Annotated in this window: 24 protein-coding genes; 14 read left to right on the top strand and 10 right to left on the bottom strand. The window is 56.5% G+C overall.

All coding sequences use genetic code 11. From position 1 onward, the window contains the following. Positions 1 to 106: 106 nt before the first annotated feature. The 3 genes from G392_RS0100425 (at position 107) to aceK (ending at position 3,296) form a co-directional block, all read left to right on the top strand. Positions 107 to 772, top strand: coding sequence for a DUF3108 domain-containing protein (locus tag G392_RS0100425; protein ID WP_027008624.1), 666 nt, complete (start codon positions 107 to 109; stop codon positions 770 to 772). 275 nt (positions 773 to 1,047) lie between these two features. Continuing rightward, positions 1,048 to 1,281 (top strand): hypothetical protein, encoded by a 234-nt coding sequence (locus G392_RS0100420; protein ID WP_156900742.1) that lies wholly within the window; start codon positions 1,048 to 1,050, stop codon positions 1,279 to 1,281. A 260-nt stretch (positions 1,282 to 1,541) separates the two neighbouring features. Beyond that, complete coding sequence (aceK, locus tag G392_RS0100415; RefSeq protein WP_027008622.1) at positions 1,542 to 3,296, top strand: bifunctional isocitrate dehydrogenase kinase/phosphatase; 1,755 nt, start codon at positions 1,542 to 1,544, stop codon at positions 3,294 to 3,296. 64 nt (positions 3,297 to 3,360) lie between these two features. Here the strand turns inward: aceK and G392_RS0100410 are convergent, their stop codons facing one another. The 3 genes from G392_RS0100410 to G392_RS0100400 form a co-directional block, all read right to left on the bottom strand. Next, complete coding sequence (locus tag G392_RS0100410; protein ID WP_027008621.1) at positions 3,361 to 4,245, bottom strand: J domain-containing protein; 885 nt, start codon at positions 4,243 to 4,245, stop codon at positions 3,361 to 3,363. Positions 4,246 to 4,339: 94 nt separating this feature from the next. Further along, complete coding sequence (rnhA, locus tag G392_RS0100405) at positions 4,340 to 4,801, bottom strand: ribonuclease HI (RefSeq protein WP_027008620.1); 462 nt, start codon at positions 4,799 to 4,801, stop codon at positions 4,340 to 4,342. A 183-nt stretch (positions 4,802 to 4,984) separates the two neighbouring features. Further along, positions 4,985 to 5,233 carry an NGO1151 family protein gene (locus G392_RS0100400; RefSeq protein WP_027008619.1) on the bottom strand — a complete coding sequence of 83 codons (249 nt, stop codon included), beginning with the start codon at positions 5,231 to 5,233 and terminating at the stop codon, positions 4,985 to 4,987. A 128-nt stretch (positions 5,234 to 5,361) separates the two neighbouring features. Here G392_RS0100400 and G392_RS12930 point away from each other — a divergent pair, with 128 nt between their 5' ends. Further along, positions 5,362 to 6,333: a hypothetical protein gene (locus G392_RS12930; RefSeq protein WP_051255489.1), complete on the top strand. Its 972-nt coding sequence runs from the start codon at positions 5,362 to 5,364 to the stop codon at positions 6,331 to 6,333. Positions 6,334 to 6,357: 24 nt separating this feature from the next. Here the strand turns inward: G392_RS12930 and G392_RS0100390 are convergent, their stop codons facing one another. Then, the gene (locus tag G392_RS0100390) at positions 6,358 to 6,867 is read right to left on the bottom strand and encodes a dihydrofolate reductase (RefSeq protein WP_034334095.1); all 510 of its coding nucleotides are present in this window, start codon (positions 6,865 to 6,867) and stop codon (positions 6,358 to 6,360) included. Positions 6,868 to 7,155: 288 nt separating this feature from the next. Between G392_RS0100390 and petA the strand changes: the two genes are divergently transcribed. From petA to G392_RS0100375, 3 genes are read left to right on the top strand one after another with little or no spacing between them, the layout of a single operon-like run. Next, positions 7,156 to 7,740, top strand: coding sequence for a ubiquinol-cytochrome c reductase iron-sulfur subunit (gene petA, locus G392_RS0100385; RefSeq protein WP_027008617.1), 585 nt, complete (start codon positions 7,156 to 7,158; stop codon positions 7,738 to 7,740). Between the two features lie 18 nt (positions 7,741 to 7,758). Beyond that, a complete protein-coding gene (locus G392_RS0100380) occupies positions 7,759 to 9,114 on the top strand; it encodes a cytochrome b (protein WP_027008616.1) in 1,356 nt (451 codons plus the stop codon). A gap of 16 nt (positions 9,115 to 9,130) precedes the next feature. After that, positions 9,131 to 9,916: a cytochrome c1 gene (locus G392_RS0100375; protein ID WP_027008615.1), complete on the top strand. Its 786-nt coding sequence runs from the start codon at positions 9,131 to 9,133 to the stop codon at positions 9,914 to 9,916. A gap of 90 nt (positions 9,917 to 10,006) precedes the next feature. On the opposite strand, the gene hfq is transcribed toward G392_RS0100375, so the two are convergent. Further along, entirely contained in the window at positions 10,007 to 10,321 is a 315-nt protein-coding gene (hfq, locus tag G392_RS0100370; RefSeq protein WP_027008614.1) for an RNA chaperone Hfq, read from the bottom strand. A 225-nt stretch (positions 10,322 to 10,546) separates the two neighbouring features. Here hfq and G392_RS0100365 point away from each other — a divergent pair, with 225 nt between their 5' ends. Both G392_RS0100365 and G392_RS0100360 read left to right on the top strand, forming a co-directional pair. Next, complete coding sequence (locus G392_RS0100365; RefSeq protein ID WP_027008613.1) at positions 10,547 to 12,598, top strand: M3 family metallopeptidase; 2,052 nt, start codon at positions 10,547 to 10,549, stop codon at positions 12,596 to 12,598. Positions 12,599 to 12,708: 110 nt separating this feature from the next. Next, positions 12,709 to 13,581, top strand: a complete 873-nt coding sequence (locus G392_RS0100360) for a YicC/YloC family endoribonuclease (protein ID WP_027008612.1) — start codon at positions 12,709 to 12,711, stop codon at positions 13,579 to 13,581. A 55-nt stretch (positions 13,582 to 13,636) separates the two neighbouring features. Here G392_RS0100360 and accC read toward each other — a convergent pair whose 3' ends face one another. From accC to accB, 4 genes are read right to left on the bottom strand one after another with little or no spacing between them, the layout of a single operon-like run. Continuing rightward, positions 13,637 to 14,998 (bottom strand): acetyl-CoA carboxylase biotin carboxylase subunit, encoded by a 1,362-nt coding sequence (gene accC / locus G392_RS0100355; RefSeq protein WP_027008611.1) that lies wholly within the window; start codon positions 14,996 to 14,998, stop codon positions 13,637 to 13,639. 40 nt (positions 14,999 to 15,038) lie between these two features. Then, positions 15,039 to 15,665, bottom strand: coding sequence for a hypothetical protein (locus tag G392_RS0100350; protein WP_156900741.1), 627 nt, complete (start codon positions 15,663 to 15,665; stop codon positions 15,039 to 15,041). A 43-nt stretch (positions 15,666 to 15,708) separates the two neighbouring features. Next, positions 15,709 to 16,050: a DUF5713 family protein gene (locus tag G392_RS0100345; protein ID WP_027008609.1), complete on the bottom strand. Its 342-nt coding sequence runs from the start codon at positions 16,048 to 16,050 to the stop codon at positions 15,709 to 15,711. An 18-nt stretch (positions 16,051 to 16,068) separates the two neighbouring features. Continuing rightward, positions 16,069 to 16,542, bottom strand: a complete 474-nt coding sequence (gene accB, locus G392_RS0100340; RefSeq protein WP_027008608.1) for an acetyl-CoA carboxylase biotin carboxyl carrier protein — start codon at positions 16,540 to 16,542, stop codon at positions 16,069 to 16,071. Between the two features lie 244 nt (positions 16,543 to 16,786). Here accB and lptM point away from each other — a divergent pair, with 244 nt between their 5' ends. The 5 genes from lptM to guaA all read left to right on the top strand — a co-directional run bounded on the left by lptM (position 16,787) and on the right by guaA (position 22,406). Then, a complete protein-coding gene (gene lptM, locus G392_RS13450) occupies positions 16,787 to 16,951 on the top strand; it encodes an LPS translocon maturation chaperone LptM (RefSeq protein ID WP_376986477.1) in 165 nt (54 codons plus the stop codon). Continuing rightward, positions 16,948 to 18,180 carry a diaminopimelate decarboxylase gene (gene lysA, locus G392_RS0100325; RefSeq protein WP_027008607.1) on the top strand — a complete coding sequence of 411 codons (1,233 nt, stop codon included), beginning with the start codon at positions 16,948 to 16,950 and terminating at the stop codon, positions 18,178 to 18,180. The genes lptM and lysA overlap by 4 nt, the downstream gene beginning before the upstream one ends. Positions 18,181 to 18,250: 70 nt before the next feature. Continuing rightward, on the top strand, positions 18,251 to 18,571 hold the full coding sequence (locus G392_RS13445; protein WP_156900740.1) for a hypothetical protein: 321 nt from the start codon (positions 18,251 to 18,253) through the stop codon (positions 18,569 to 18,571). Further along, positions 18,568 to 20,646 (top strand): tetratricopeptide repeat protein, encoded by a 2,079-nt coding sequence (locus G392_RS0100315; RefSeq protein WP_027008606.1) that lies wholly within the window; start codon positions 18,568 to 18,570, stop codon positions 20,644 to 20,646. Before G392_RS13445 ends, G392_RS0100315 begins: the two co-directional genes overlap by 4 nt. A gap of 194 nt (positions 20,647 to 20,840) precedes the next feature. Continuing rightward, positions 20,841 to 22,406, top strand: coding sequence for a glutamine-hydrolyzing GMP synthase (guaA, locus tag G392_RS0100310; protein WP_027008605.1), 1,566 nt, complete (start codon positions 20,841 to 20,843; stop codon positions 22,404 to 22,406). A 260-nt stretch (positions 22,407 to 22,666) separates the two neighbouring features. Here the strand turns inward: guaA and G392_RS0100305 are convergent, their stop codons facing one another. Beyond that, positions 22,667 to 23,899 carry an HlyD family type I secretion periplasmic adaptor subunit gene (locus G392_RS0100305; protein WP_027008604.1) on the bottom strand — a complete coding sequence of 411 codons (1,233 nt, stop codon included), beginning with the start codon at positions 23,897 to 23,899 and terminating at the stop codon, positions 22,667 to 22,669. Between the last annotated feature and the right edge of the window lie 31 nt (positions 23,900 to 23,930).

Genomic DNA, 23,930 nt, shown 5'->3' with positions numbered 1-23,930 from the left:
GCAACAGCCGCCCTTACCCAAATCCGCCAAACGCTTACCCAAAACGTCTGTTTCTTAACACTTGCCCGTGCTACATTGGGATTTTTTCCAAAATCAAGGCAAACCCATGTTCACACGCACAATTTTCTGCATCAGCCTGTGTGCCGCCCTGTCGGCGCACGCCGCGCCCATTCCGCAAACCGCCACACTGCAATATAGCGGCAGCTACGGCATTCCCGCCACCATGACGTTTAAGCGCACGGGCGACAACTACACCGTTGCCGCGCAAATCAATGTGCCGATGTACAAAATCCGTTTTGAAAGCGGCGGCAAAATTGTCGGCAACCAATTGAAACCCGCTTACTACCGCGACGTGCGCAACGGCAAAACCTACGCTTCGGCACAGTTTTCCGGCAACAAAGCCAGCTACGGCAAAGCGGGCGAGCCGCCGCAAAGCCGCACCGTATCGGGGAATGTGATGGATTTGTTTACCCTGTCGTGGCAGATGGCGTTTGCAGACGGGCAGCTTCCCGCCAATTTAAGCATCACCAACGGCAAAAAACTCTATCCGCTCAATGGTATCAGCAAGGCGGGCAGCAAGCAGATGAATATCGGCGGCGGGCAGACGGCTGTAAACCAATTTCACGTCAAACGCGGCGATGACACGGTTTATTACGCTTTTGTGCCCGCGCTGAACAACGTTCCCGCCGTGATTACCTATCAGGACGGCGGTAAAAAATACAACTTGACGCTCAAATCCGTTACCATCAACGGCAAAGCCGTGAAACCTTGATTTTATTATGACGCCCCGTCATGCCCGCGCTGGCGGAAATCCCCAATCATTCCGTTGAAAATAATGGTTTCGAATGGTGAAAACGGATTCCCGCCGGCGCGGGAATGACGGCGCTATCTTGGTAATTTATTCAGTCTTATCAGAAATACCTGCTTTCAGGCAGCCCGCAAAGCTGCCTGAACATTTTTAAAGCATTATCCGAAGCAGCAGCACCATGTTTGATTGTTCCGCGCCGCCGTAAACATCGGGCGGCACACCCGAAAGGACGACCGCCCATGCACACTTGCGAACTGTTGATTTGGCACGACCCCGACACCAATGCCGCCGCGCTGTTGGCGGCGGTGGCGGAATGCGGCGCACGCTTGGTTTACCGCGCCGGCGCCGCGCCGAATATGTTGGCGGTGGCACTGCCGCCGCAGCTTTGCCCGAAACGGGCGCAGCACCATTTTTGGCAGGTGCGCGGCGTGGTGTTGGTACAGCAACCGTTGCCATCGCCCCGACACGGTTAGGGCGCGTCATCATTTAAATTTTTATCATGAAAATCAGTTCAATATAAAACTGCTGTCATGCCCGCGCAGGCGAAAATCCAAGTCGGAGCACGAAAAACCTTGATAAAACACTGCTTGCAGGTTATCGTGCAGTGGCTTCCCGCATTTGCGGGAATGACGGCGTTTTTTGTATCATGCCGGTTTTCAGTATAAAAATTTAAATAATGACACGCCTTGGTCAGAGCCGTATTGTTTATTTTTGATTGGATTGGATTTTTACCATGAGCAACGCCCAAACCATCGCCGCCGCCGTCCTTGCCGGTTTCAACAAACACTACACCCTGTTCCGCGCCAAATCGTCCGCCGCCAAAGCCCTGTTTGACGCGGGCGATTGGCACGGCATTCAACAGCTCGGCACCGACCGCATTCAAATGTATGACGAGCGCGTGGACGAAACCGTTTCCCTGCTGCGCCAAACCGCCGCCGTGCAAGACCACGCTTGGGCGGAAGCCAAACGCGAATACATCGCCCTGCTCATCAACCACCCGCAGCCCGAATTGGCGGAAACCTTTTTCAATTCCGTGTCCACCAAGCTGCTGGACAAACGCTATTACAACAACGAACACCTGTTTCTCAAGCCCGCCACCAGCACCGAATACATTGACGGCGATGCGCCCACATTCGTATCGTTTTATCCGAAAGCGGAAGGTTTGGCAGGCTGCCTGAAACACCTGCTCTGTCATTTCGGCTGGCGCACGCCGTTTGCCTGTTTGAAGCGCGACATCGCCAATATTCTGCAAGCCGCCCGCGCCCACCTGCGAAGTTGCCAAGAATGGCCGCCTCAAGAATTAAACCTGCACATTCAAGTGCTTCACTCGCCGTTTTACCGCAACAAATCCGCCTATATTTTCGGGCGCATCATCAACGGCAACCATTCCCACCCCTTTGCCCTGCCCGTTGTCCGCAACGGCAAAGGCAGGCTGGTGGTCGATGCCGCACTGTTTGACCCGCAACAGATTTCCGTGCTGTTTTCCTTTGCGCGTTCTTATTTTTTAGTGGACATGCCCGTGCCCAGCAGCTATGTGCGCTTTTTGCGGAAAATGCTGCCGATGCGTAATGACGGCGATTTTTACACCCTGCTCGGCTTGCACAAACAGGGCAAAAACATCTTTTGGCGCGAATTTTTGCAGCATTTGCGCCATTCAGACGACCAATTTATTCCCGCGCCGGGCATCAAGGGTTTGGTGATGACGGTGTTTACGCTGCCGTCTTTCCCCTATGTTTTCAAGGTGATTAAAGACGTTTTCGGCGCAAACAAGGATTTTGACCGCGAATATGTGCGGCAAAAATATTTGTTGGTGAAAAAACACGACCGCGTGGGGCGCATGGCGGACACGCTGGAGTTTTCCAATGTTGCCTTGCCGAAAGCGCGATGCAGCGAAGCGTTTTTGCAGGAAATGCGCGAACTTGCGCCCTCGCAAATGGAAGAGTCGGAAGATTGGGTGGTGATTAAGCACGTTTATATTGAATACCGGCTTAAGCCTTTGAATTTGTTTATGCAGGCAGCCACGCCCGAACAAAAAGCCGCCGCCGTGATTGATTACGGTTTTGCTTTGAAAGAATTGGCTTCGGCGAATATTTTTCCGGGCGATATGCTGTATAAAAACTTCGGCATGACCCGTTTCGGGCGGGTGATTTTTTACGATTACGATGAAATCGAGTACATGACCGATTGCCAATTCCGCCGCATTCCGCCCGCGCCGAATCCCGAAATGGAGCTGTCGGGGGAAGTGTGGTATCCCGTGCATAAGGGCGATGTTTTTCCGGAAGAATTTGCGCCGTTTTTGTTGGGCGAACCCGATGTGCGCGAGGTGTTTATGCAGCATCATGCCGATTTGCTCACGCCGGAATTTTGGCAGGAGAAAAAGGAGCGTTTGCTGCGCGGGGAGTTGGACGATTTTTATCCGTATCCGCAGTCGGTGCGCTTCAAACCGGCGGAGATTGCGGAAGGTTTGGTGGACAAGACGGACGTGTGAAATGCGGGCTGTTTGAAATCCAAAATATTCCCTCCCCCGTTTACGGGGGAGGGAGTGTGCTGTTTTAGTCGTGCAGCTTGGGGGCGGGGGCTTTGCCGCGTTGCAGGTAGATGGTGGCTTTTTGTCCGTTTTCGCTGACGGCGATGCTTTCGCTGTCGAGAAATTCGCCGTTGTCCAGTTGCTGGTAGCGGATGAAGTATTCACCCGTGTCAAGGTTGTTCAGGGGCAGTTCGCTGCGCTCTTGCAGGAAGAAGGTGCGCAGGGGCTGCGGGTTGTGTTTTTCGTAGAGTCGGGCGAACACGTCTGACGAGTTGCGGACGTTGTCGGCGTAGATGGTGCTGCTGCCCGTGCCACTGATAATCGGGTAGCCGTGGATGTAGCCGGATTCTTCGGGCCACGCGCTGCCGTTGGGGGCGGCGGCGGGGCGGTTGTAGTCGGCGGCAGGGGCGGGCGGCAGTTCGGGCGGGGCGGTGTCGGGGGCGGCCGCGCCTTGCACGCCGATGTTGATGTGAATGGGTTGGGCGCTGGGCGGGGCGGCAACAGGCGCGGGCGGCGGGCGTTGCAGCCAGCCCAAGCCGAGCCAAAATGCGAATACCGCCAGCAGCAGGGTCAGGGCGGAAAGCAGCAGGAGCAGTTTGGTCTGGCGCAGGGCGGGCTTGGCGGGCGGCGCGGCGGCTTCGGCAGCATAGTAGTAGGTAATCGGCTGCGGCATGACTTCGTATTGGCGGCGGTATTGCGCCCGTATCCAACGGTCGTGTTCGGCACGGCTGGACGGGTCGGACAAAACTTCGTAGGCGCGGTTGATTAACTGCATGATGCGGTGTGCGTCCGGGTCGGCGTTCAAATCGGGGTGGTAGCGTTTGGACAGGCGGCGGTACGCTTGGCGGATTTCGGCATCGGTGGCGGTTTGTGGCAGTTGCAGATTGTCGTAATGGGTGTGAATGTGCATAATTTTTCGGACGGCAGCGCGAAAGCTGCCGCATGTAAATGATGATGTGGTTGATGTGCTCGGTTTATTGTGCATGGGCAACAAACCGCATCAACTATCTGCCCTGTGCTTGCGTGTGGTTTGCGGCAGCTTGTTCCGCGCCCAAATTCGCCAAGCGGTCGGCACGCTCGTTGCCGGCATCTCCGGCATGACCTTTGACCCACGTCCACGAAAGTTCGTGTTGTGCCGCCAAAGCATCGAGCATTTGCCACAAATCGCCGTTTTTGACCGGCTTTTTGGCAGCCGTTTGCCAGCCGTTGCGTTTCCAGCCGTGAATCCAGCTTTCCATGCCGTTTTTGACGTATTGCGAATCGGTGTAAACGCGCACGCGGCAGGGGAGGGTGAGCGCTTGCAGCCCGCGTATGACCGCCGTCAGCTCCATGCGGTTGTTGGTGGTTTGGTCTTCGCCGCCGCACAGGGCTTTTTCGTGTGCGCCGCAGCGCAGCAGTGCGCCCCAGCCGCCGCGTCCGGGGTTGCCCTTGCAGGCGCCGTCCGTGTAAAGATAAACGGTTTGCATGGTGTTAAGTTTTTGTCGTAACGGGGCGAATCATATCACAAGCCCTGCGGTTCCGTGGCGGCATTTTGCCGGCAAAGTGTGCCTTAAATGCAAAAATCCCCGCACGATTTGCCCCGCAGCGCCATGCTGCCGCCACAAAACGGGCGATTTGGGGTAAACTGCCGTCAGCTTTCGCACACCGCATCAGTGGCGGCTGCGCCAAAACGCGGCTGCCGCTTCTTGAAAGGTTTCGGTGTGCGGGCTGTTTTCATACTCCAGTTGGGCAAGCTCGTCTTCAAACGCCACCTGCACCGATTCGGCAGCATCTTGCGCCCAATCGGCGGGCAGGGCGCGAAACAACCCCCGCAATACCGCCGCCATCACACGGTTGTGTGCCTGCAAAACGTCATTGGCGGCTTCCAAGTCTTCGAGTCTTTGTTCCAACTGGGTCATCATTACGGCTCCGGCAAAGGGAAAATGGCGCATTGTAAAACCGCCTGCCGCCAATCGGCAACCGCCGCCGGGATTTTTCAAGCAACCAGACCCGTACCGACATCGGGAACCAACGGAAAATCATCGATATGCAAGAGCGCAACACGCAACAGGACGACATGGTGTTCACCCTTCAAGACGAACAGCACAGCCCCGACACGCACGAACAAGACGGCTGGGAAGCCGCGCCGCACGATTGGCGCGAACCCGAAACCGCAGCAGCCGGCGCGTCTGCCGACCCGACCGCCACAGATGCCGCCGCCCCCGAACAAGACGCGCACGACCCCGCTTCCGTTGCGCCGTCCTTGCCCGAGCCTGATTTTTCCGCCTTCCGCCTGCCCGAACCCGAAGCCGCCGCGCCCGACCAAGAGCGCGTCAAACCGCTTGCCGAACGCACGGACGAGCTGTCTGCCGACTCGCTCGCCGCCCGCATTGCCGGACTGCAATCACCCGAAGCCCTTGCCGAAACCCGCGACCACCCCGACACCGAGCCGCCCGCCCCGCCCGAGCGCGAAACCACCCCCGAAGAGCGCGAATACGGACGGCTGCGCTATCTGCACCACCTTGTCGGCGAACACAATAACGGACTGTTCGACCCCGACCAAGCCGACACCGCCGTGCTGATTCAAGAAGACTGGCTCGCCGCCCAAGACGCACTCGCCGGCGAGCAGCGCAAAGAATTTTTGCTGCCCGTGCAATCGCACACACTGAAAAACAGCCAAGCAGACGTGCCGGACACCCCCGCCATCACCGTCCACATCTACCACCTGCCCGAGCTGCCCATCGGCAAGCGCGTCAAAATCCTGTCGGAAACCGCCCTCACCGAAGGCATCCGCAGCCGTTTGCACACCCACATCGCCAACGCCGTTGCCGGACTGACCCACCGCGTGCTGCTGCGCAAAACCGCCGCGCTTTCCTACGACCTGCAAATGCTGCTCAACGAAGAAGTGCCGCAGGTGGTGGACGACATTCTCGAATATCATCTTGACGAAATCGTCAATCAAATCAAAAGCGAATCCGAATATGACGAATGGCGGGAAGACCTTGCGCCCGCAGATTGACCTGCGGCGGGCGCAGGGCACGCCCTACGCGCTGCCCCGATGCCTGCGCCGCCAATGTACGAAATCAAACGCCGTGCCGTTGGCGGAAACACGGCTTTCGCGGGCAATTTCCTGCCATTGGTCATGCGAAAATCGGGGGAAAAACGCATCGCCCGCCACATTCAGGCGCACTTCGGTCAGGCGCAAATCGGTGGCAAGGGGCAGGGCTTGGGCGTAAATCTGCGCCCCGCCGATAATCACGGTTTCGGGGGCGGCGGCACAGGCGGCGAGCGCGGCGGGCAAATCGGCAAACACTTCCGCACCCGCCGCTTCAAAACCGCTTTGGCGGGTCAGCACCACGTTGCGGCGGCCGGGCAGGGGGCGGCGCGGCAGGCTGAGCCACGTTTTGCGTCCCATAATCACGGGCTTGCCCAAAGTGTATTGTTTGAAAAAAGCAAAGTCTTCGGGAAGATGCCAAAGCATGGCGTTGCCGCCGCCGATGCAGTGTTGTTCGTCCAGTGCGGCAATCAGGGTCAGGGTGCGCGGGTGTGTCATGGGCAATAACGCCGGAAAAAAGAACGATACCTTACCACAATCCGTCCGAATCCGCCCATTCTGCAAAACCCTGCTTCAAATCAAACTTTCCCCGAAAATCTTTACCTGATTTAAATAATGCTTTAAGTCGCGGCGGGAAATCGGGTAAAATCGCGGGGTTTAATGGTTTATTTGCCCGTATTCCGCCGCGTGCGGCAACGGGCGAAATCACACCGGCTGGGGCTTGCGCCCTTCCGTCCGCGCTTTTCGGCGCATGTGTCAAACCCCAAACGTCAGGACAACCGAATAATGGATAATAAAGAAATCAATCAAGGACGCCGCCGCTTTCTCACACTCGCCACCGCAGGTGCGGGCGGGGTTGCCGCCTTGGGCGTGGCGACGCCGCTTGTGGCAAGCTGGTTTCCATCGGAAAAGGCGAAAGCCGCCGGTGCATCGGTAGAAGTGGACATCAGCAAAATCGAACCGGGGCAACTGCTCACCGCCGAATGGCGCGGCAAGCCGATTTTCGTACTCAACCGCACCGAAGAGCAGCTCAAAGACCTGCCCACGCTGGACGGCGATTTAACCGACCCCGCTTCCGAAGCCGACCAGCAGCCCGAAAGCTGCAAAAACCCCGCCCGCTCCATCAAACCGAACGTGTGGGTGGCGGTCGGCATCTGCACCCACTTGGGCTGCTCCCCCACCTACCGCCCCGACGTGGGCGCGGCGGATTTGGGCGGCGGAAGCTGGAAAGGCGGCTTTTTCTGCCCCTGCCACGGCTCCAAATTTGATTTGGCAGGGCGCGTGTTCAAAGGCGTACCCGCACCGAGCAACTTGGTGATTCCGCCATACAAATACCTGAACGACAACCTGATTTTGGTCGGCGAAGAATAATACGGAGGGGCATGAACCATGGAAAACCAAAACAACGGCACAAGCAAGGGCAAAGCCCTGCTGGATTGGGTGGACGCACGCTTCCCCCTGTCCAAACTGATGAAAGAGCACGTAACCGAATATTACGCGCCCAAAAACTTCAATTTCTGGTATTTCTTCGGCTCGCTGGCGATGCTGGTGCTGGTGATTCAAATCGTGAGCGGCATTTTCCTCACCATGAATTTCAAGCCGGACGGCACCACCAACGCGCAAAACCTGCCTGTGGCTTTCGCGGCGGTGGAATACATCATGCGCGACGTGTCGGGTGGCTGGATTATCCGCTATATGCACTCCACCGGCGCGTCCATGTTCTTTATCGTGGTGTATCTGCACATGTTTCGTGGCTTGGTGTACGGCTCGTTCAAAAAGCCGCGCGAATTGGTGTGGGTGTTCGGCTCGCTGATTTTCCTTGCGCTGATGGCGGAAGCCTTTATGGGCTACCTGCTGCCGTGGGGACAAATGTCGTTCTGGGGCGCACAGGTGATTATCAACCTGTTCGGCGCGATTCCCGTTATCGGCCCTGATTTGTCCACTTGGATTCGCGGCGACTTCAACGTATCCGATGCCACGCTGAACCGCTTTTTCGCCCTGCACGTGATTGCCCTGCCTTTGGTATTGGTGGGCTTGGTGGCGGCGCACCTGATTGCGCTGCACGAAGTCGGCTCCAACAATCCGGACGGCGTGGAAATCAAAAAGCTCAAAGATTCCAACGGCATTCCTTTGGACGGCATTCCTTTCCACCCCTACTACACCGTAAAAGACATTTTGGGCGTGGTGGTGTTTTTGATTTTCTTCTGCGGCGTGATGTTCTTTGCGCCCGAAGGCGGCGGCTATTTCTTGGAAAAACCCAATTTTGACCCCGCCGACCCCCTGAAAACGCCGCCGCACATTGCGCCGGTATGGTATTTCACCCCGTTCTACGCCATTTTACGCGCGGTGCCGTCTTTTGCCGGTACGCAGGTGTGGGGCGTGTTGGCGATGGGCGCGGCAGTGGTGCTGATTGCGCTGCTGCCTTGGCTCGACCGCTCGCCGACCAAATCCGTGCGTTATCGCGGCCCGATTTTCAAAACCGCTTTGGTTTTGTTCCTGATTTCCTTTATCGGCTTGGGCATTTTGGGTGCGAAAGTCGCCACCGATACCCGCACTTTGGTTTCGCAAATTTTGTCGGTGGTGTATTTTGCCTTCTTCTTGGGCATGCCGTTTTACACCAAATTGGACAAGGACAAACCCGTTCCCGAGCGCGTTACCATGAGTACGCCGAAACAAAAACTGATGTTCTTTGTGTATGTCGCCATCACCCTGATTGGCTCCTACCTGTTTGCGGTTTATATTTGATAGGGCGGTGAAGAAAATGAAACAATCATTGAAACAATATCTTGCTGCCATCGCTTTGGCAGCCCCCATCGGCATCGCCGCAGCAGCAGGCGGCGGCAATTACGAAAAAGTGGAACTCGACCACGGCGACCAAATCAGCTTGCAGCGCGGCGCACAAATTTTTGTGAACAACTGCCTGTCGTGCCACTCGGCGGCGGCAATGCGCTTCAACCGCTTGAAAGACATCGGTTTGACCGAAGAGCAAATCAAGGAAAACCTGATGTTTACCACCGACAAAATCGGTGATGTGATGCAGGCGCACATGAACCCCGCCGATGCAAAAAAATGGTTCGGCACCGTGCCGCCCGATTTGACCCTGATTGCCCGCTCGCGTGGCGAAGACTACATTTATGCCTACTTGCGCGGCTTCTACCAAGACCCGACCCGTCCGAACGGTTGGAACAACACCGTGCTGCCGAACGCCGCCATGCCGCACGTTTTGTGGGAGCAGCAGGGCATTCAGGCAGTGAAGCTGGACGCGGACGGCAAACCGATTATGAAAGATGACGGACACGGCGGCAAAGTGCCTGAGCTGTATCCCGTCAGCGCGGGCACGCACACGCGCCTGACCAAAGACGGCAAATGGATTACCAAAGAATACGACAATTATGCCAAAGACTTGGTAAACTTTATGTCGTATATGGCAGAGCCCGCGCAGGTGCAGCGCAAACAAATCGGCTACATTGTGCTGATGTTCCTGTTGGCAGTGCTGCTGCCCTTGGCGTATTTCCTGAAAAAAGAATTTTGGAAAGACGTGCATTAAAAAAACCTGCCCGAAGCCTTGTTGCGGTTTCGGGCAGATTGGTTTGTGCGGAAAAAAACCGTATCGTTTTGTGGCGATACGGTTTTGGTTTTAGGGCAGCAGATTGCCGGACGGTGCGGCGGTTTCGACTTGCTGGAGTGTGTTGGCGGCGGGTGCGGGGGCTTTGTGTGCCTTGCCGCCGTCGTGTTGCAGGCTGACGGCGCGGGCGGGAACGATGGTGGAAATGGCGTGTTTGTACACCATTTGCGTAACCGATGTATTGCGCAACAACACAACGTATTGGTCGAAAGACTCTACTTGCCCTTGCAGTTTGATGCCGTTTACCAAATAGATGGAAACGGGAACGTGTTCCTTGCGTAAAGCGTTCAGGAAAGGATCTTGTAACAATTGTCCTTTGGCGGTCATTTGTTTGACTCCGTATATTCGGTGTTAATTAGGGAAAAACAACGCTATTTTAGCGGTAAATGTGCCGATAACCAAGCGGTTTTTGTTTTTTTAATCGTGGCATGCCGCCGTATTGATGGGGCGTGCGGGCAAGGCGGAACAAGGCTGCCGCCGCCGTACCGCTTTGGCTGGAAAATAAGCGGGGTCAATTATATAATGCGCGTTTTGACCAAACACGCAAACATCATGACCGACAATATCCTGCTCAAGCTGCAAGACGAACCGCGTTTTGCCGACATTTCCCCCGAACACGTCCGCCCCGCCCTGCGTCAGGCGATGGACGAAGCCCGCGCCGCCGTGTCCGCCGTCAAAGCGCAAACGGAAGCGGCAAGCTGGCTGAACACCGTAGAACCGCTCACCGATGCCACCGAGCGCGTAGGGCGCATTTGGGGCGTGGTGGCGCATTTGAACGCCGTGGCCGACACCGCCGAACTGCGCGCCGCCTACAACGAACTGATGCCCGAAGTAACCGCCTTTTTTACCGAAATCGGACAAGATATTGAGCTTTACCGGCGTTTTAAAGAAATCAAGGCTTCGCCGCAATTTGAACGTTTGGACGCGGCACGCCAAACCAAATTGGCGCACGACTTGCGCGGCTTCGTGTTGAGCGGCGCGGAATTGCCGCCCGAACAGCAGGCGCGTTTCGCCGAACTGCAAAGCGAGGGCGCACAACTGGGCGCACAATTCGCGCAAAACGTGTTGGACGCTACCGATGCTTTCGCGCATTACATTGAAAACGAAGACGAATTGGCAGGGCTGCCTGAAGATGCCCGCGCCATGTTCCGCGCCGCCGCCGAAGCCGAAGGCAAAAACGGCTGGAAAATCGGCTTGCAAATGCCGCACTATTTGGCGGTGATGCAGCACGCCGACCGCCGCGAATTGCGCGAAAAACTGTATTACGCCTACACCACCCGCGCCAGCGAATTGGGCAAGCCCGAATGGGACAACACCGCCAACATCAACCGTTGCCTGGAAATCGCGCTGGAAGAGGCGCAACTTTTGGGCTATCAAAACTACGCCGAATTGTCGCTGGTTACGAAAATGGCGGAAAGCCCGCAACAAGTTTTGGATTTTCTGAACGATTTGGCACGCCGCGCCAAGCCGTTTGCCGAGCGCGATTTGGCGGAAGTCTGCGCCTTTGCCGCCGAAAAATTGGGCATTGCCGATTTGCAGGCGTGGGATTTGGCGTATGCCAGTGAAAAATTGCGCGAGACCAAATACGCCTTCAGCGAGCAGGAAGTGAAAAAATACTTTCCCGTCAGCAAGGTATTGGCGGGATTGTTCGCGCAGGTGCACCGTTTGTTCGGGGTGAACTTTATTGAAAAGCGCGTACCCGTTTGGCATGAAGACGTGCGTTATTTTGAGTTGGAAAAGGGCGGTTCCATCATCGGCGGCGTGTATTTTGACCTGTTCGCCCGCGAGGGCAAGCGTGGCGGCGCGTGGATGAACGATTATCGCGGCCGCCGCCGTTTCGCGGACGGACACCGCGCGGGGCAAATCCAAACGCCCGTTGCCTATTTGGTGTGCAATTTCACGCCGCCGGTAAACGGCAAGGAATCGCGCCTGTCGCACGATGAGATTTTGACGCTGTTCCACGAAACCGGACACGGTTTGCACCATTTGCTCACGCGGGTGGACGAGTTGGGCGTGAGCGGCATCAACGGCGTGGAATGGGACGCGGTGGAGCTGCCCAGTCAGTTTATGGAAAATTTCGTGTGGGAATACGGGGTGTTGCGCGGCATGTCGGCGCACGAGGACGACAGCGCAACGCTGCCTGAAGCCTTGTTTGAAAAAATGTTGGCGGCGAAAAATTTCCAACGCGGGCTGTTTTTGGTGCGGCAGATGGAGTTTGCCCTGTTTGATATGAAAATTTACAGCGAAACCGATGCGGGCTGCCTGAAAAACTGGGCGCGGGTGTTGGACGAAGTGCGCCGCGAAGTGGCGGTGGTGCAGCCGCCCGAATACAACCGTTTTGCCAACAGTTTCAGCCATATTTTTGCCGGCGGCTATTCGGCGGGCTATTACAGCTACGCGTGGGCGGAAGTGTTGAGCGCGGACGCTTACGCGGCGTTTGAGGAGAGCGGTGAAACCAAGCTCACCGGCGCGAAATTCTGGAACGAGATTTTGGCGGTGGGCGGCAGCCGCAGCGCGATGGAGAGTTTTAAGGCGTTTCGCGGACGGGCACCGCAAATTGACGCATTGTTGAGGCATTCGGGTTTTGAAGCACAGCCCGCGTAAACACGGCAACGGAACGGACAAGCACCCCGTTCCGTTTTCGTTTGCCGCAACACGTCCGCGCACAAGTCTGTTACCATTGCGCCTGTTTTCCAACCACCCAGAGAAACACCATGACCGTAAAAAGCATGACCGGCTTTGCCCACGCATCGGGCGAATACGCGGGCAAACGCATCGACTTGGAAATCCGCGCCGTCAATCACCGCTTTTTGGACGTGCAGTTCAAAATGCCCGAAGACCTGCGCCACTTGGAAAGTGCCATGCGCGAAACCATCGGCAAACACGTTGTGCGCGGCAAAATCGAATGCCGCATTCAATTGTCCGCACTTGCCGAACACGCCGCGCAACTGCACATCAACCACGATTTGGTGGGCGAATTGGCAGAGCTGAACCGCAAATGGCGCAAAAAACACGACGGCTTGGGCAAACTGACCGTTGCCGAAATATTGAAATTTCCGGGCGTGCTGGTCAGTGCCGAAAAAGATGCCCAAGCCCTGATTGCGGGCGTGCATGACCTGCTGGAGCAGGCATTGGCGGATTTTGTCGCCACCCGCCAACGCGAAGGCTTGAAATTGCAACAGCACCTGCTCGAGCGTTTGGCACTGATGGACGATTTGATTACCGCGCTGGAATCGCTGTTTCCGGGCCTGCTCAAAAACCACATGAACCGCGTGCGGGCGCGTTTGGCGGAAGCGGCGGCGGGAGTGGACGACGACCGTTTGAAGCAGGAATTTGCCCTGTTTATGCAAAAATCGGACGTTGATGAAGAATTCAGCCGTTTGCGTACCCACATTGCCGAAGTGCGCCGCATCATCACCGAACACAAGGGCAGTGCGGGCAAGCGTTTGGATTTTCTGATGCAGGAACTCAACCGCGAAGCCAACACTTTGGGCAGCAAGGCGATTGCCAGCGAGTGCACGCAGGTGTCGGTGGAGTTGAAGGTGCTGATTGAGCAGATGCGCGAGCAGGTGCAAAACATCGAATAGGGGCGCGGCGGCGCAAAAAACGGCTTGAAGCGGGTGCTGCTTCAAGCCGTTGGCTTTATTTGGACAACTGGGCTTTGCGCTCTGCCAGCCAATGCTCCAAATAATGAATGCTCACGCCGCCGTCCACAAAACCCTTGTCGCGGAACAAATCGCGGTGCAGCGCGGCATTGGTTTTGATGCCGGTAACCGCCAATTCGTCCAAAGCCACGCGCATTTTGGCAACTGCTTGGGCGCGGTCTTCGCCGTGCACGCAGATTTTGCCGATTAAGCTGTCGTAATTCGGCGGAATGCGGTAGCCCTGGTAAATGTGGCTGTCCACGCGCACGCCGAAACCACCCGGCAAATGGCAGGATTCAATCATGCCCGGACTGGGGATAAAATTGTAGGGGTCTTCGGCATTGATGCGGCATTCAAACGCATGACCCTGCAAACGGATATCGTCCTGCGCGTACGCCAACGGCATGCCCGCCGCAATACGGAGCTGCTCGCGCACGATGTCCACGCCCGTTACCAGCTCGGTAATCGGGTGTTCCACCTGCACGCGGGTGTTCATTTCAATAAAGAAAAATTCGCCGTCTTCATACAAAAATTCAAACGTCCCCGCGCCGCGATAACGGATGCGGCGGCAGGCAGCCGCGCAGGATTCGCCGATGCGGCGGCGTTCTTCTTCGGTGATGAACGGCGCGGGGGCTTCCTCGATGATTTTTTGATGGCGGCGCTGCATGGAACAATCGCGCTCGCCCAAATAAATGGCGTTGCCGTGTTCGTCTGCCAACACCTGAATTTCAATGTGGCGCGGGCGTTGCAAAAAGCGTTCCATATACACCATCGGATTGCCGAACGCGGCTTCAGCTTCGGCTTTGGTCATTTCCACCGCTTTGAGCAAATCTTCTTTTCTTTCAACCACACGCATACCGCGTCCGCCGCCGCCGCCCGAAGCCTTGATAATCACGGGGAAACCGACTTTGTCAGCGATTTTCAAAATTTCATCGGGGTTGTCGGGCAATGCGCCGTCCGAACCGGGCACACACGGCACGCCCGCTTCAAGCATGGCTTTTTTGGCGGACACTTTGTCGCCCATCAAACGAATCGTGTCGGCGCGCGGCCCGATAAACACAAAGCCCGAATGCTCCACCTGCTCGGCAAAGCTGGCGTTTTCCGCCAAAAAGCCGTAGCCGGGGTGAATGCCGTCCGCATGGGTAACTTCGGCGGCGGCAATCAGCGCGGGAATGTAGAGATAACTTTGCGGCGAGGGCGCAGGGCCGATGCAGACGGATTCGTCCGCCAGCTTGACGTGCAGGCTGTCTTTGTCGGCTTCGGAATGCACGGCAACGGTGGCGATGCCCATTTCGCGGCAGGCGCGTAACACGCGCAGGGCGATTTCGCCGCGATTGGCGATAAGGACTTTTTTCAACATATTTCTTTCCCAAAATTTGGGTTTCAGGCTACCTGAAACCTCATTCAACAGGAGGCAAACCCCTTTTTACCCGTTCACGGTTATAAATTTCCGAATGCAGGTTGGCAGGGTCGTCTTCCGGCGTAATTTCGCTGTCGTACACCGCCTGCCAACCATCACAAACAAACCGAACGTCCAATTCGGCAAATGCCTGTTTGAAATCATCAAACAAATCATCGTCCTCAAAACAGTAAGACGCGCAAAACGCTTCGGTTAGAGACGCGCCGGGCATGATGTAAAACTGTCCTTCGGTATCGTATTGCACGATGGGCGCGTGTTCAATCGGGCGGTTTGATTGACCGTGCCAATAGCCGTACACATTACCGTCTCCGTCTTTGGCGACAAAAGTAATCATGCGCCCGACCTGTTCAATCGCGCTGATATTGGCTTGAATATCGGGGTCGGCCAATTCGGTTTCGCTTAAATACGAATGCCCGAACACAAGTTCATCTAACAAGGCTTCTTTTTCGTCCGGCAAAATGGCAGACAATTCCAATTCATCAAAGGGCGTACCCGCGTCGGTAACCGTTGCCCAAGCCAATACTTCCAAATCGCGCGGCAGATGTTCTGTGCCGACCACTTCGCGCTTGAAACGCGCCAGCGTTTCCAAGGAGTTTCGCGTACTCATCGTGCTAATCCTTTATTTGACGGTTTTCAGGCTGCCTGAAATGCTACCAATCACGCGGTGCAATCAATTCTTCACTATCCGCATCATCAAAACCGTATGTTTTGGCAATCACATACATGGTTACGCCCAAACAATCCCGCGCCACTGTTTCAATTTCGCTATCGTTTTCCTCAAACTCATCTTGCAAATCATTGAGTTGCTCGGTGGCGGCATGGGTAATGGCGTATAAAGCGTCCAAATTTTCCGGGCGTTCGCTTTCAATGCGTCCGCACACGGTTTCAAAAACGGCTTTGCATTTATCCACCAAAAAATTCGGATAATAATCATCTTCATACATTTCGCTTAACCATTCGTTTAAGCGGATGTCGGGATTTTGGATTGCCATGATGCGCCGTCCTTCCGTTTATTCAATAATAAACAAAGGCTCGCCGTATTCTACGGGTGTGCCGTTTTCCACCAGAATTTCTTTGACCACGCCCGAAGTTTCCGCCTCGATTTCGTTCATCAGCTTCATCGCTTCAATAATGCACAGCGTGTCGCCCGCTTTAACCGTTTGACCGACTTCCACAAACGGCGGCGAAGACGGGCTGGGCGCACGGTAAAACGTGCCGACCATCGGCGATTTTTGCGCGTTGGACAAATCGCGGGCGGCGGGCGCGGCAGGCGCGGCTGCCTGAACGGGTGCGGCAGACGGCGCGGCGGCGGCAGGTGCGGCAACGGGGGCGGGCGCGGCGGCGTAAACCGTGTGCGCGGGGGCGGCGGGCGCGGCAACGGTGCGCGTGATGCGGACTTTTTCCTCGCCTTCGGTTACTTCAATTTCGGCAATGCCTGATTCTTCCACCAAATCAATCAGTTTTTTCAGTTTGCGTAAATCCATTTCGGTATGTCCTCGCAGAGATAATCGGCGGCCGCAAGCAAAGCGTTGCGGCGTAAAAATCATGTGATTTTGAGCGCAAAAATGGCAAAAGTCCAGCGAAATCTCGGCTTTTCGGCGTAAAAACGCGCAAATGGCGGCGGCATTGCGGTTTTTTAGAGTAAAAAAACCATTCCGCCCGCCGCGCCGTGCAAAAGCCGCGAAACTGGTTTACAATCGCCCGACCGTTTTATTTGAAATGAAACCCATGTTTGCGCGAATGAAACTTTGGTCGGCTTTGACCGCGCTGCTGCTGGGCGGCTGCGGCTACAAAGGCGATTTGTACCTGCCCAAAGCCGATGACGACAACCGTTTCGGCGTGATTCAAACCGCGCCGCTCCCGCTCCAACCCGACCCCGAAAACCAACCATGAACACCGTTTACACCGATTTGGCGGCGCGTTTCGGCACGCCGCTCTACGTTTACGACCGGCAAGCCCTTGATGCCGCGATAGATAATTACTTCAACGCTTTTTCAGGCAGCCGCGCCCTGATTTGTTACGCCGTCAAAGCCAACGGCAATTTGAGCATTTTGAAACATTTTGCCGCACGCGGCTGCGGTTTTGACATCGTGTCGGGCGGCGAGCTGGCGCGGGTGCTGGCGGCGGGCGGCGACCCCGCCAAAACCGTGTTTTCCGGCGTGGGCAAAAGCGCGGACGAAATCCGTTTCGCCTTGCAAAACAAGATTAAATGTTTCAACGTGGAAAGCCTGCCCGAATTGGAGCGCATCAACGCCCTTGCCGCCGAAACGGGCTGCCGCGCCCCCGTGTCGCTGAGGATTAACCCCGATGTGGACGCGCAAACCCACCCTTATATTTCCACCGGTTTGAAAGACAACAAATTCGGCATCGCCATGGCGGACGCGGAAGCCGCCTACCGCCGCGCCGCCGAACTGCCGCACGTGGACGTGCTGGGCATGGATTGCCACATCGGTTCGCAACTGATTGATTTGTCGCCGATGGTGGAAGCGTGCGAACGGCTGTTGGCACTGCTTGACCGCTTGGCGGCGCAAGGCATCGTGTTGCAACATTTGGACTTGGGCGGCGGCATCGGCATCGTGTACGACCCCAAACAAGACGCCGAACCCGACATCGCCGCCTACGCCGCCGCCGTGCGCCGTCTGCTGGACGGGCGCGGTTTGGAACTGATTTTGGAACCCGGCCGCAGCTTGGTGGGCAACGCGGGCGTGCTGCTGACGCGGGTGGAGTATGTCAAACGCGGTGAAAACAAAGATTTCGTCATCACCGATGCCGCCATGAACGACCTGCTGCGCCCCGCGCTTTACGATGCCTACCACCACATCAGCAACGTCAGCGCCGAGCGCGAAGCCTTTGTTGCCGATATTGTCGGGCCGGTGTGCGAAACGGGCGATTTTCTCGCGCAAAACCGCCTGATTGGAGCGCAGGCGGGCGATTTGCTGGCGGTGCACGGCGCGGGCGCGTATGCCGCATCGATGGCGAGCAATTACAACAGCCGCCCCCGCGCCGCCGAAGTGCTGTTGTGCGGCGGCGAAGCGAAACTGATACGGCGCAGGGAAACTCTGGACAACATTTTGGCGGACGAGAAAGCCTGTTTGTCAGGCATCAGCGCGTGTCATCATTAAATCAAAGAAATATAAAAACCGCCGTCATTCCCGCGCAGGCGGGAATCCACTGTTTGACGGTTGGCAAACGATGTTTTTCAACGTTTGTTTGGATTCCCGCCCACGCGGGCATGACGGTGTCGTGGTTTTTCAATCAGATGACACAAATCAGGCAGTAAATTGGTATTTTCAGGCAAATTATCCGCACAAAATTCGGAAAAATATCGGCGCAACGGCAAATTTTCTAAAATCATTGCCGCGCCGCCACAACCGTTTGCCACAAAAAACCGCGCCGCCGACACCGTACCGCGCCCGCGCTTGTCCGCCCGTCAGCCTATTTTGTAAAATTACAGGCTGCCTGAAAAATCTATCAGGCAGTTTGTTTTTTTATAACCTTTTAAATCAACAATGAAAGTCAAAACCGCCGTCATCAAACTCATCTGCCTACTCAAAATCCTCTCCGCCACCGCCCGCACCGTTTGGCTGCCGATATTGCGCCGCGCCGCAGGCTGCCTGAAACGCGGCAGCCGCAAAACCTGTTTGTTCCTGAAAAACAATGTGGTTACCGTCTTCGTGTTTACCGCGCTGCTGGGCGGCATCATCGGCAACGCCGGTACGGATTGGGCGAAAAACCTGCCTGTCGTCAAACACCTGTTCCCGCCCGCGCCCGCCAATGCCGAAGCCATCATCGCCTCCTCCGCCGACTATCAAAAATTGCTCGCCGCCGAAACCAAACTGCGCCAACGTTATGTGAAATTGCAGGAAAAAGTGCGCCGCTATCCCGATGATGACGATTTCAAACAAGAACTTGCCGAAGTGCAGCAGGAATGGCAAACCGCCCGCAACCATGTGCAGCAATTTCAAAACGATGTGGTGCAACTGGCGCAAACCTTCCGCCACGCCGCGCCCGACACCCGCCGTTTGCGCCAAGCCCGCGCCTATTTCCAGCAAGGGCGTTTGGACAAAGCCCGCGCCGTTTTAAACGGCGAAACCCTGTTGTCGGAACAAAAACAACTGCTGGCGGACAAACAGCGTTTGTCGGCGCAAACGGCGGAAAACAAAAAACGCCTGTCGCACAACGGTCAAGAGTGGCTGCTGAAAGCGCAACTGACGGCGATGGATTATTCCCTGAAAGAACAACGCGTTCCCGCCGCCCGCGCCGCTTTTGAAACCGCTTTGCGGGCGGAACGCTCGGCGGAAACCCTGTTCCAATACGCCTATTTCCTCCAACAAAACAAATATTACCGTGAAGCGGAAGCGTATTACCGCCAAGCGTGGCACGCCTACGCGCAAATGCGGGACGACAACGGCGACGCTTATCGGGAAAACACCGCCAAAACCTTGAACAATTTGGCATTGCTGCTGGCGCATGACCCGTTCCGCCACCGCGAAGCGGAAACCCTGTATTTGCAGGCGGCGGAACGCTACCGGACTTTGGCGCAAAACCGCCCCGCCGCGTTTGAACCCGACCTTGCCGCCACGCTCAACAACTGCGCGGTGCTGATTGCCAAAGACCCCGCCCGTTGGCGGCAGGCGGAAACGCTGTACCGCGAAGCCCTGTCGCTGCGGCGCAGGCTGGCTGAAAACCCCGCCTTTGCGGGCGATGCGGCGGAAACCTTGAACAATCTCGCCGCCCTGCTCGCCAAAGACCCCAAACGCCGCCGCGAAACCGAAGCCCTGTTCCGCGAAACGGTGGCGGCGTACGTCAGGCTGTCTGAAAAACGTCCCGAATATTTTGTGCCGCGCCTTGCCGCCGTCCGCAACAATTTGGCGGTTTTCACCGTGCAGCAGCCGAACCGCCGCGCCGAAGCGGAAACCCTGTTCCGTCAGGCTTTGGACGGTTACCGCGAATTGGCGCAGCACACGCCCGGCGTATTTTTGCCGGAGCTGACCGGCATCACCAACAATCTCGCCATTATCGCCGCGCAAGACCCGGCACGGCAACACGAAGCCGAAAAGCTATTTCGCGAAGTGTTGGCGAACTACCGCACCTTGTCGGCACGCACACCCGAAGTGTTCGCCCACGAAACCGCATCGGCGCAAAGCAATCTGGCGATGCTGTTGGGCGGCGACCCCGCCCGCCGCGAAGAAGCGGAGCAACTGTTCCGCCAAGCCCTGCACGCCTACCGCCGTTTGGCGGCCGACCGTCCCGAAGTGTTTCAAGCCAATCTTGCCAACACCTTGAACGGCTTGGCGGCGGTGCTCAAACACCAGCCGCAGCGCCGCCGCGAAACCGAAGCCTTGCACCGCGAAGCCCTGCAACTGTACCGCCGTCTCGCCCGCAGCCAGCCGCAACATTTTGAATACCAAGTGGCGGAAACGCTGTTTCATTTCGCCGTGGCTTACCACGAATGGCGGCAGCCCGACCGCGCCAAACCCCTGCTGCGCGAAGCCGCCAAGCTGATTGCGCCGTATGCCGCCGAACACCCCGAGCGTTTCGGCAAATTACAGCAGGACATCAACCACTTGTTGCAGCAAACCCGTTAGGGCGTACCATCAATCATCCAAAAAATACCGCGCCGTCATGCCCGCGCAAGCGGAAATCCAAGTCAAAGCACAACAAACCTTGACAAAACATCGCTTGCCGGTCATTTAGGGCGCATCATGATTGACGGGCGCAACCACCCGCGTCCCGTGTCTGTGTTAAAATCCGCCTTTTCCGTTTTCCCGCGCCAAGCATCATGACCCAAGACAAAATCCTGATTCTCGATTTCGGTTCGCAAGTAACGCAACTCATCGCCCGCCGCGTGCGCGAAGCACACGTTTACTGCGAGCTTCACCCCTACGATATGCCTTTGGAAGCGATTAAAGCCTTTAATCCCAAAGGCATTATCCTTTCCGGCGGGCCCAATTCCGTTTACGGCTCCGAATACCACGCCGACCCCGCCCTGTTTGAACTGGGCGTACCGGTGCTGGGCATCTGCTACGGCATGCAGTTTATGGCGCACCATCTGGGCGGCGCGGTGGAAGCGGGCAACCAGCGCGAATTCGGCTACGCCCGCGTGCAAACCGCCGACAGCGATTTGACGCGCGGACTGTTTGACGGCGAAGCGGGCGGTTTGGACGTGTGGATGAGCCACGGCGACAAAGTGTCCAAGCTGCCTGAAGGCTTTGCCATCACCGGCAAAACCGACAGTTGCCCCGTTGCCATCATGGAACGCGCCGACAAACGCTGGTACGGCATTCAGTTCCACCCCGAAGTTACCCATACGAAGCAAGGACGTGCCTTGCTGAACCGCTTTGTGCTGGACATCTGCGCCGCGCAACCGTCGTGGACGATGCCCAATTATATTGACGAAGCCGTTGCCAAAATCCGCGAACAGGTCGGCGGCGAACAAGTGGTGTTGGGCTTGTCGGGCGGCGTGGATTCCAGCGTGGCGGCGGCGTTGATTCACCGCGCCATCGGCGACCAACTCACCTGCGTGTTTGTCGACCACGGCTTGCTGCGCCTGAACGAAGGCAAAAAAGTGATGGAGATGTTTGCCCGCAACTTGGGCGTGAACGTGGTGCATATTGACGCTGCGGACGACTTTATGTCCAAACTGGCGGGCGTGTCCGACCCCGAACAAAAACGCAAAATCATCGGCGCGGAATTTGTGGCCGTGTTCCAGCGCGAAGCCGCCAAGCTGCACAATGCCAAGTGGTTGGCGCAAGGCACGATTTATCCCGATGTGATTGAAAGCGCGGGCGCGAAAACCAATAAAGCCCACGCCATCAAATCGCACCACAACGTGGGCGGGCTGCCTGAAACGCTGAATTTGAAACTGCTGGAGCCTTTGCGCGACCTGTTTAAAGACGAAGTGCGCGAATTGGGCGTGGCACTCGGTCTGCCGCGCGAGATGGTCTACCGCCACCCTTTCCCCGGCCCCGGCTTGGGAGTGCGGATTTTGGGCGAAGTCAAACGCGAATACGCCGATTTGCTGCGCCGCGCCGATGATATTTTTATTGAAGAACTGCGCCGCAGCACAGATGACAACGGCACGTCTTGGTATGATTTGACCAGTCAGGCGTTTGCGGTGTTTTTGCCGGTGAAATCGGTGGGCGTGATGGGAGACGGGCGCACTTATGATTATGTGGTGGCGCTGCGGGCGGTGGTAACCAGCGATTTTATGACCGCGCATTGGGCGGAATTGCCGTATGCTTTGCTGGGGCGCGTGTCCAACCGCATCATTAACGAAGTGCGCGGCATCAACCGCGTGGTGTACGATGTGAGCGGCAAACCGCCCGCCACGATTGAGTGGGAATAGTTGGTATTGTTCTCATGTTGTGAGACTGCAAAAAGTTCCTGTCGTGTTTGCGGCGGGGGCTTTGTTGTGGCAAACCGCATCCCTTGTGTCATCATTTGACTGAAAAACCCCTGCACCGTCATGCCCGTGCATGCGTAAATCCACTGCCTGATGCTTGGCAAGCAATGTTTTAGCAAGGTTGGTTTGAATTTATTCACAGAAATAACGATGCGGTGCTTTTTGCGGAAAATAGATGACACACCCCAAGCAGAAAACGCTGTTTACCGCTCGCGCAAAGCCTGCTTCAAGCGCGTAATCGGCTTAATCAGATAATCAAACACGGTTTTTTCGCCCGTTTTCACGTCCACGGTCGCCACCATGCCCGGAATGATTTCCATCGGCTTGCCGTTTTTGTCGGTAATGCCCTTGCCGTCCGTTTCCACCAAAATACGGTAATACTGCTGGTTCGGGTCAAGCTTCAAATCATCGGCGCGGCGTTGGTTGCTCAAGGTGTCGGGCGAAATCAGGGTAACTTTGCCGTTCAAACCGCCGTAAATGGCGTAATCGTAGGCGCTGATTTTCACCACCGCTTCCAAGCCGGGGCGCATAAACGCCACGTCTTGCGGACGGATATAGGCTTCCACCAGCAATTTGTCGTCAAGCGGCACAATTTCCAAAATTTCCTGACCTGCCTGCACCACGCCGCCCAATGTATTGATTTTAATGTTTTTCACAATGCCGCGAAGCGGAGCGCGGATTTCCGAACGCTCAACGGGGTCGGCGCGTACCGCCATGTTTTCCCGCGCCTGCGCCAATTCCGCTTCCACTTTCACCAGCTCGTTATTCGCTTCGGCGGCGTAGTGGTTTTGCTTGTCGGCGATTTGCAGGGCGAGATTGGCGGACTCGCGCTTCATGCGCAGCAATTCCACTTCCGACATCACGCCCTGTTTCACCATCGGCTCGGTGATGGCGATTTCGCGGTCAAGCGTGGCCTTGCTTACGCTCAAACCCTGCACCGAATCGGTCATGGCGCGGCGGCGGGCGTGGTAGGCGGCGGCTTCGCGCTGGCGCAAATCGGGCGGAATATGGTCGGGAAACTTCAGGGGCGCGTGGTAGGCTTCGGCACGCAAACGCGCAATCATTGCTTCCAAATTGATGACTTTCGCCGCACTTTCGCGCAGCACTGCCATGCTGCGGGTGTCGTCCAGTTTCAGCAACACTTGGTCTTTTTCCACCACATCGCCTTCTTTGACCAGCATTTCGGCAATCGTGCCGGGGTCAAGGCTTTGCACGATTTGTTCGCGGCTGCTGGGAATGACGCTGCCTTGTCCGCGCGTTACTTCCTCCAGCTTGCTGTTGTACGCCCACACCACAAACGCCGCCGCCAGCGCAAACAGCAGCAGCACCACCGCAAACAGGCCGCGATGTTTTTCGGTTTGCAGGGCGGCGTTTAAGTCGTTGATTAAATGCAGGTCGGATTGGGAGACGAAATCTTTGTTGTTACGGTTTGGCATGATGGTTTCCAATGGTTTTTTGGGGTTTCAG

Origin of the sequence: Conchiformibius kuhniae DSM 17694 (assembly GCF_000428785.1) — a bacterium.
GTDB lineage: Bacteria > Pseudomonadota > Gammaproteobacteria > Burkholderiales > Neisseriaceae > Conchiformibius > Conchiformibius kuhniae.
The sequence above is the reverse complement of the archived record's forward strand: the minus strand, read 5'-3'. Positions and strand labels throughout refer to the sequence as shown.

What these genes read in the sequence shown, in the direction of transcription:
- G392_RS0100425 (WP_027008624.1), top strand. Translation starts at nt 107, where the DNA reads ATGTTCACACGCACAATTTTCTGCATCAGCCTGTGTGCCGCCCTGTCG.
- G392_RS0100420 (WP_156900742.1), top strand. Translation starts at nt 1,048, where the DNA reads ATGCACACTTGCGAACTGTTGATTTGGCACGACCCCGACACCAATGCC.
- aceK (WP_027008622.1), top strand. Translation starts at nt 1,542, where the DNA reads ATGAGCAACGCCCAAACCATCGCCGCCGCCGTCCTTGCCGGTTTCAAC.
- G392_RS0100410 (WP_027008621.1), bottom strand. Translation starts at nt 4,245, where the DNA reads ATGCACATTCACACCCATTACGACAATCTGCAACTGCCACAAACCGCC.
- rnhA (WP_027008620.1), bottom strand. Translation starts at nt 4,801, where the DNA reads ATGCAAACCGTTTATCTTTACACGGACGGCGCCTGCAAGGGCAACCCC.
- G392_RS0100400 (WP_027008619.1), bottom strand. Translation starts at nt 5,233, where the DNA reads ATGACCCAGTTGGAACAAAGACTCGAAGACTTGGAAGCCGCCAATGAC.
- G392_RS12930 (WP_051255489.1), top strand. Translation starts at nt 5,362, where the DNA reads ATGCAAGAGCGCAACACGCAACAGGACGACATGGTGTTCACCCTTCAA.
- G392_RS0100390 (WP_034334095.1), bottom strand. Translation starts at nt 6,867, where the DNA reads ATGACACACCCGCGCACCCTGACCCTGATTGCCGCACTGGACGAACAA.
- petA (WP_027008617.1), top strand. Translation starts at nt 7,156, where the DNA reads ATGGATAATAAAGAAATCAATCAAGGACGCCGCCGCTTTCTCACACTC.
- G392_RS0100380 (WP_027008616.1), top strand. Translation starts at nt 7,759, where the DNA reads ATGGAAAACCAAAACAACGGCACAAGCAAGGGCAAAGCCCTGCTGGAT.
- G392_RS0100375 (WP_027008615.1), top strand. Translation starts at nt 9,131, where the DNA reads ATGAAACAATCATTGAAACAATATCTTGCTGCCATCGCTTTGGCAGCC.
- hfq (WP_027008614.1), bottom strand. Translation starts at nt 10,321, where the DNA reads ATGACCGCCAAAGGACAATTGTTACAAGATCCTTTCCTGAACGCTTTA.
- G392_RS0100365 (WP_027008613.1), top strand. Translation starts at nt 10,547, where the DNA reads ATGACCGACAATATCCTGCTCAAGCTGCAAGACGAACCGCGTTTTGCC.
- G392_RS0100360 (WP_027008612.1), top strand. Translation starts at nt 12,709, where the DNA reads ATGACCGTAAAAAGCATGACCGGCTTTGCCCACGCATCGGGCGAATAC.
- accC (WP_027008611.1), bottom strand. Translation starts at nt 14,998, where the DNA reads ATGTTGAAAAAAGTCCTTATCGCCAATCGCGGCGAAATCGCCCTGCGC.
- G392_RS0100350 (WP_156900741.1), bottom strand. Translation starts at nt 15,665, where the DNA reads ATGAGTACGCGAAACTCCTTGGAAACGCTGGCGCGTTTCAAGCGCGAA.
- G392_RS0100345 (WP_027008609.1), bottom strand. Translation starts at nt 16,050, where the DNA reads ATGGCAATCCAAAATCCCGACATCCGCTTAAACGAATGGTTAAGCGAA.
- accB (WP_027008608.1), bottom strand. Translation starts at nt 16,542, where the DNA reads ATGGATTTACGCAAACTGAAAAAACTGATTGATTTGGTGGAAGAATCA.
- lptM (WP_376986477.1), top strand. Translation starts at nt 16,787, where the DNA reads ATGTTTGCGCGAATGAAACTTTGGTCGGCTTTGACCGCGCTGCTGCTG.
- lysA (WP_027008607.1), top strand. Translation starts at nt 16,948, where the DNA reads ATGAACACCGTTTACACCGATTTGGCGGCGCGTTTCGGCACGCCGCTC.
- G392_RS13445 (WP_156900740.1), top strand. Translation starts at nt 18,251, where the DNA reads ATGTTTTTCAACGTTTGTTTGGATTCCCGCCCACGCGGGCATGACGGT.
- G392_RS0100315 (WP_027008606.1), top strand. Translation starts at nt 18,568, where the DNA reads ATGAAAGTCAAAACCGCCGTCATCAAACTCATCTGCCTACTCAAAATC.
- guaA (WP_027008605.1), top strand. Translation starts at nt 20,841, where the DNA reads ATGACCCAAGACAAAATCCTGATTCTCGATTTCGGTTCGCAAGTAACG.
- G392_RS0100305 (WP_027008604.1), bottom strand. Translation starts at nt 23,899, where the DNA reads ATGCCAAACCGTAACAACAAAGATTTCGTCTCCCAATCCGACCTGCAT.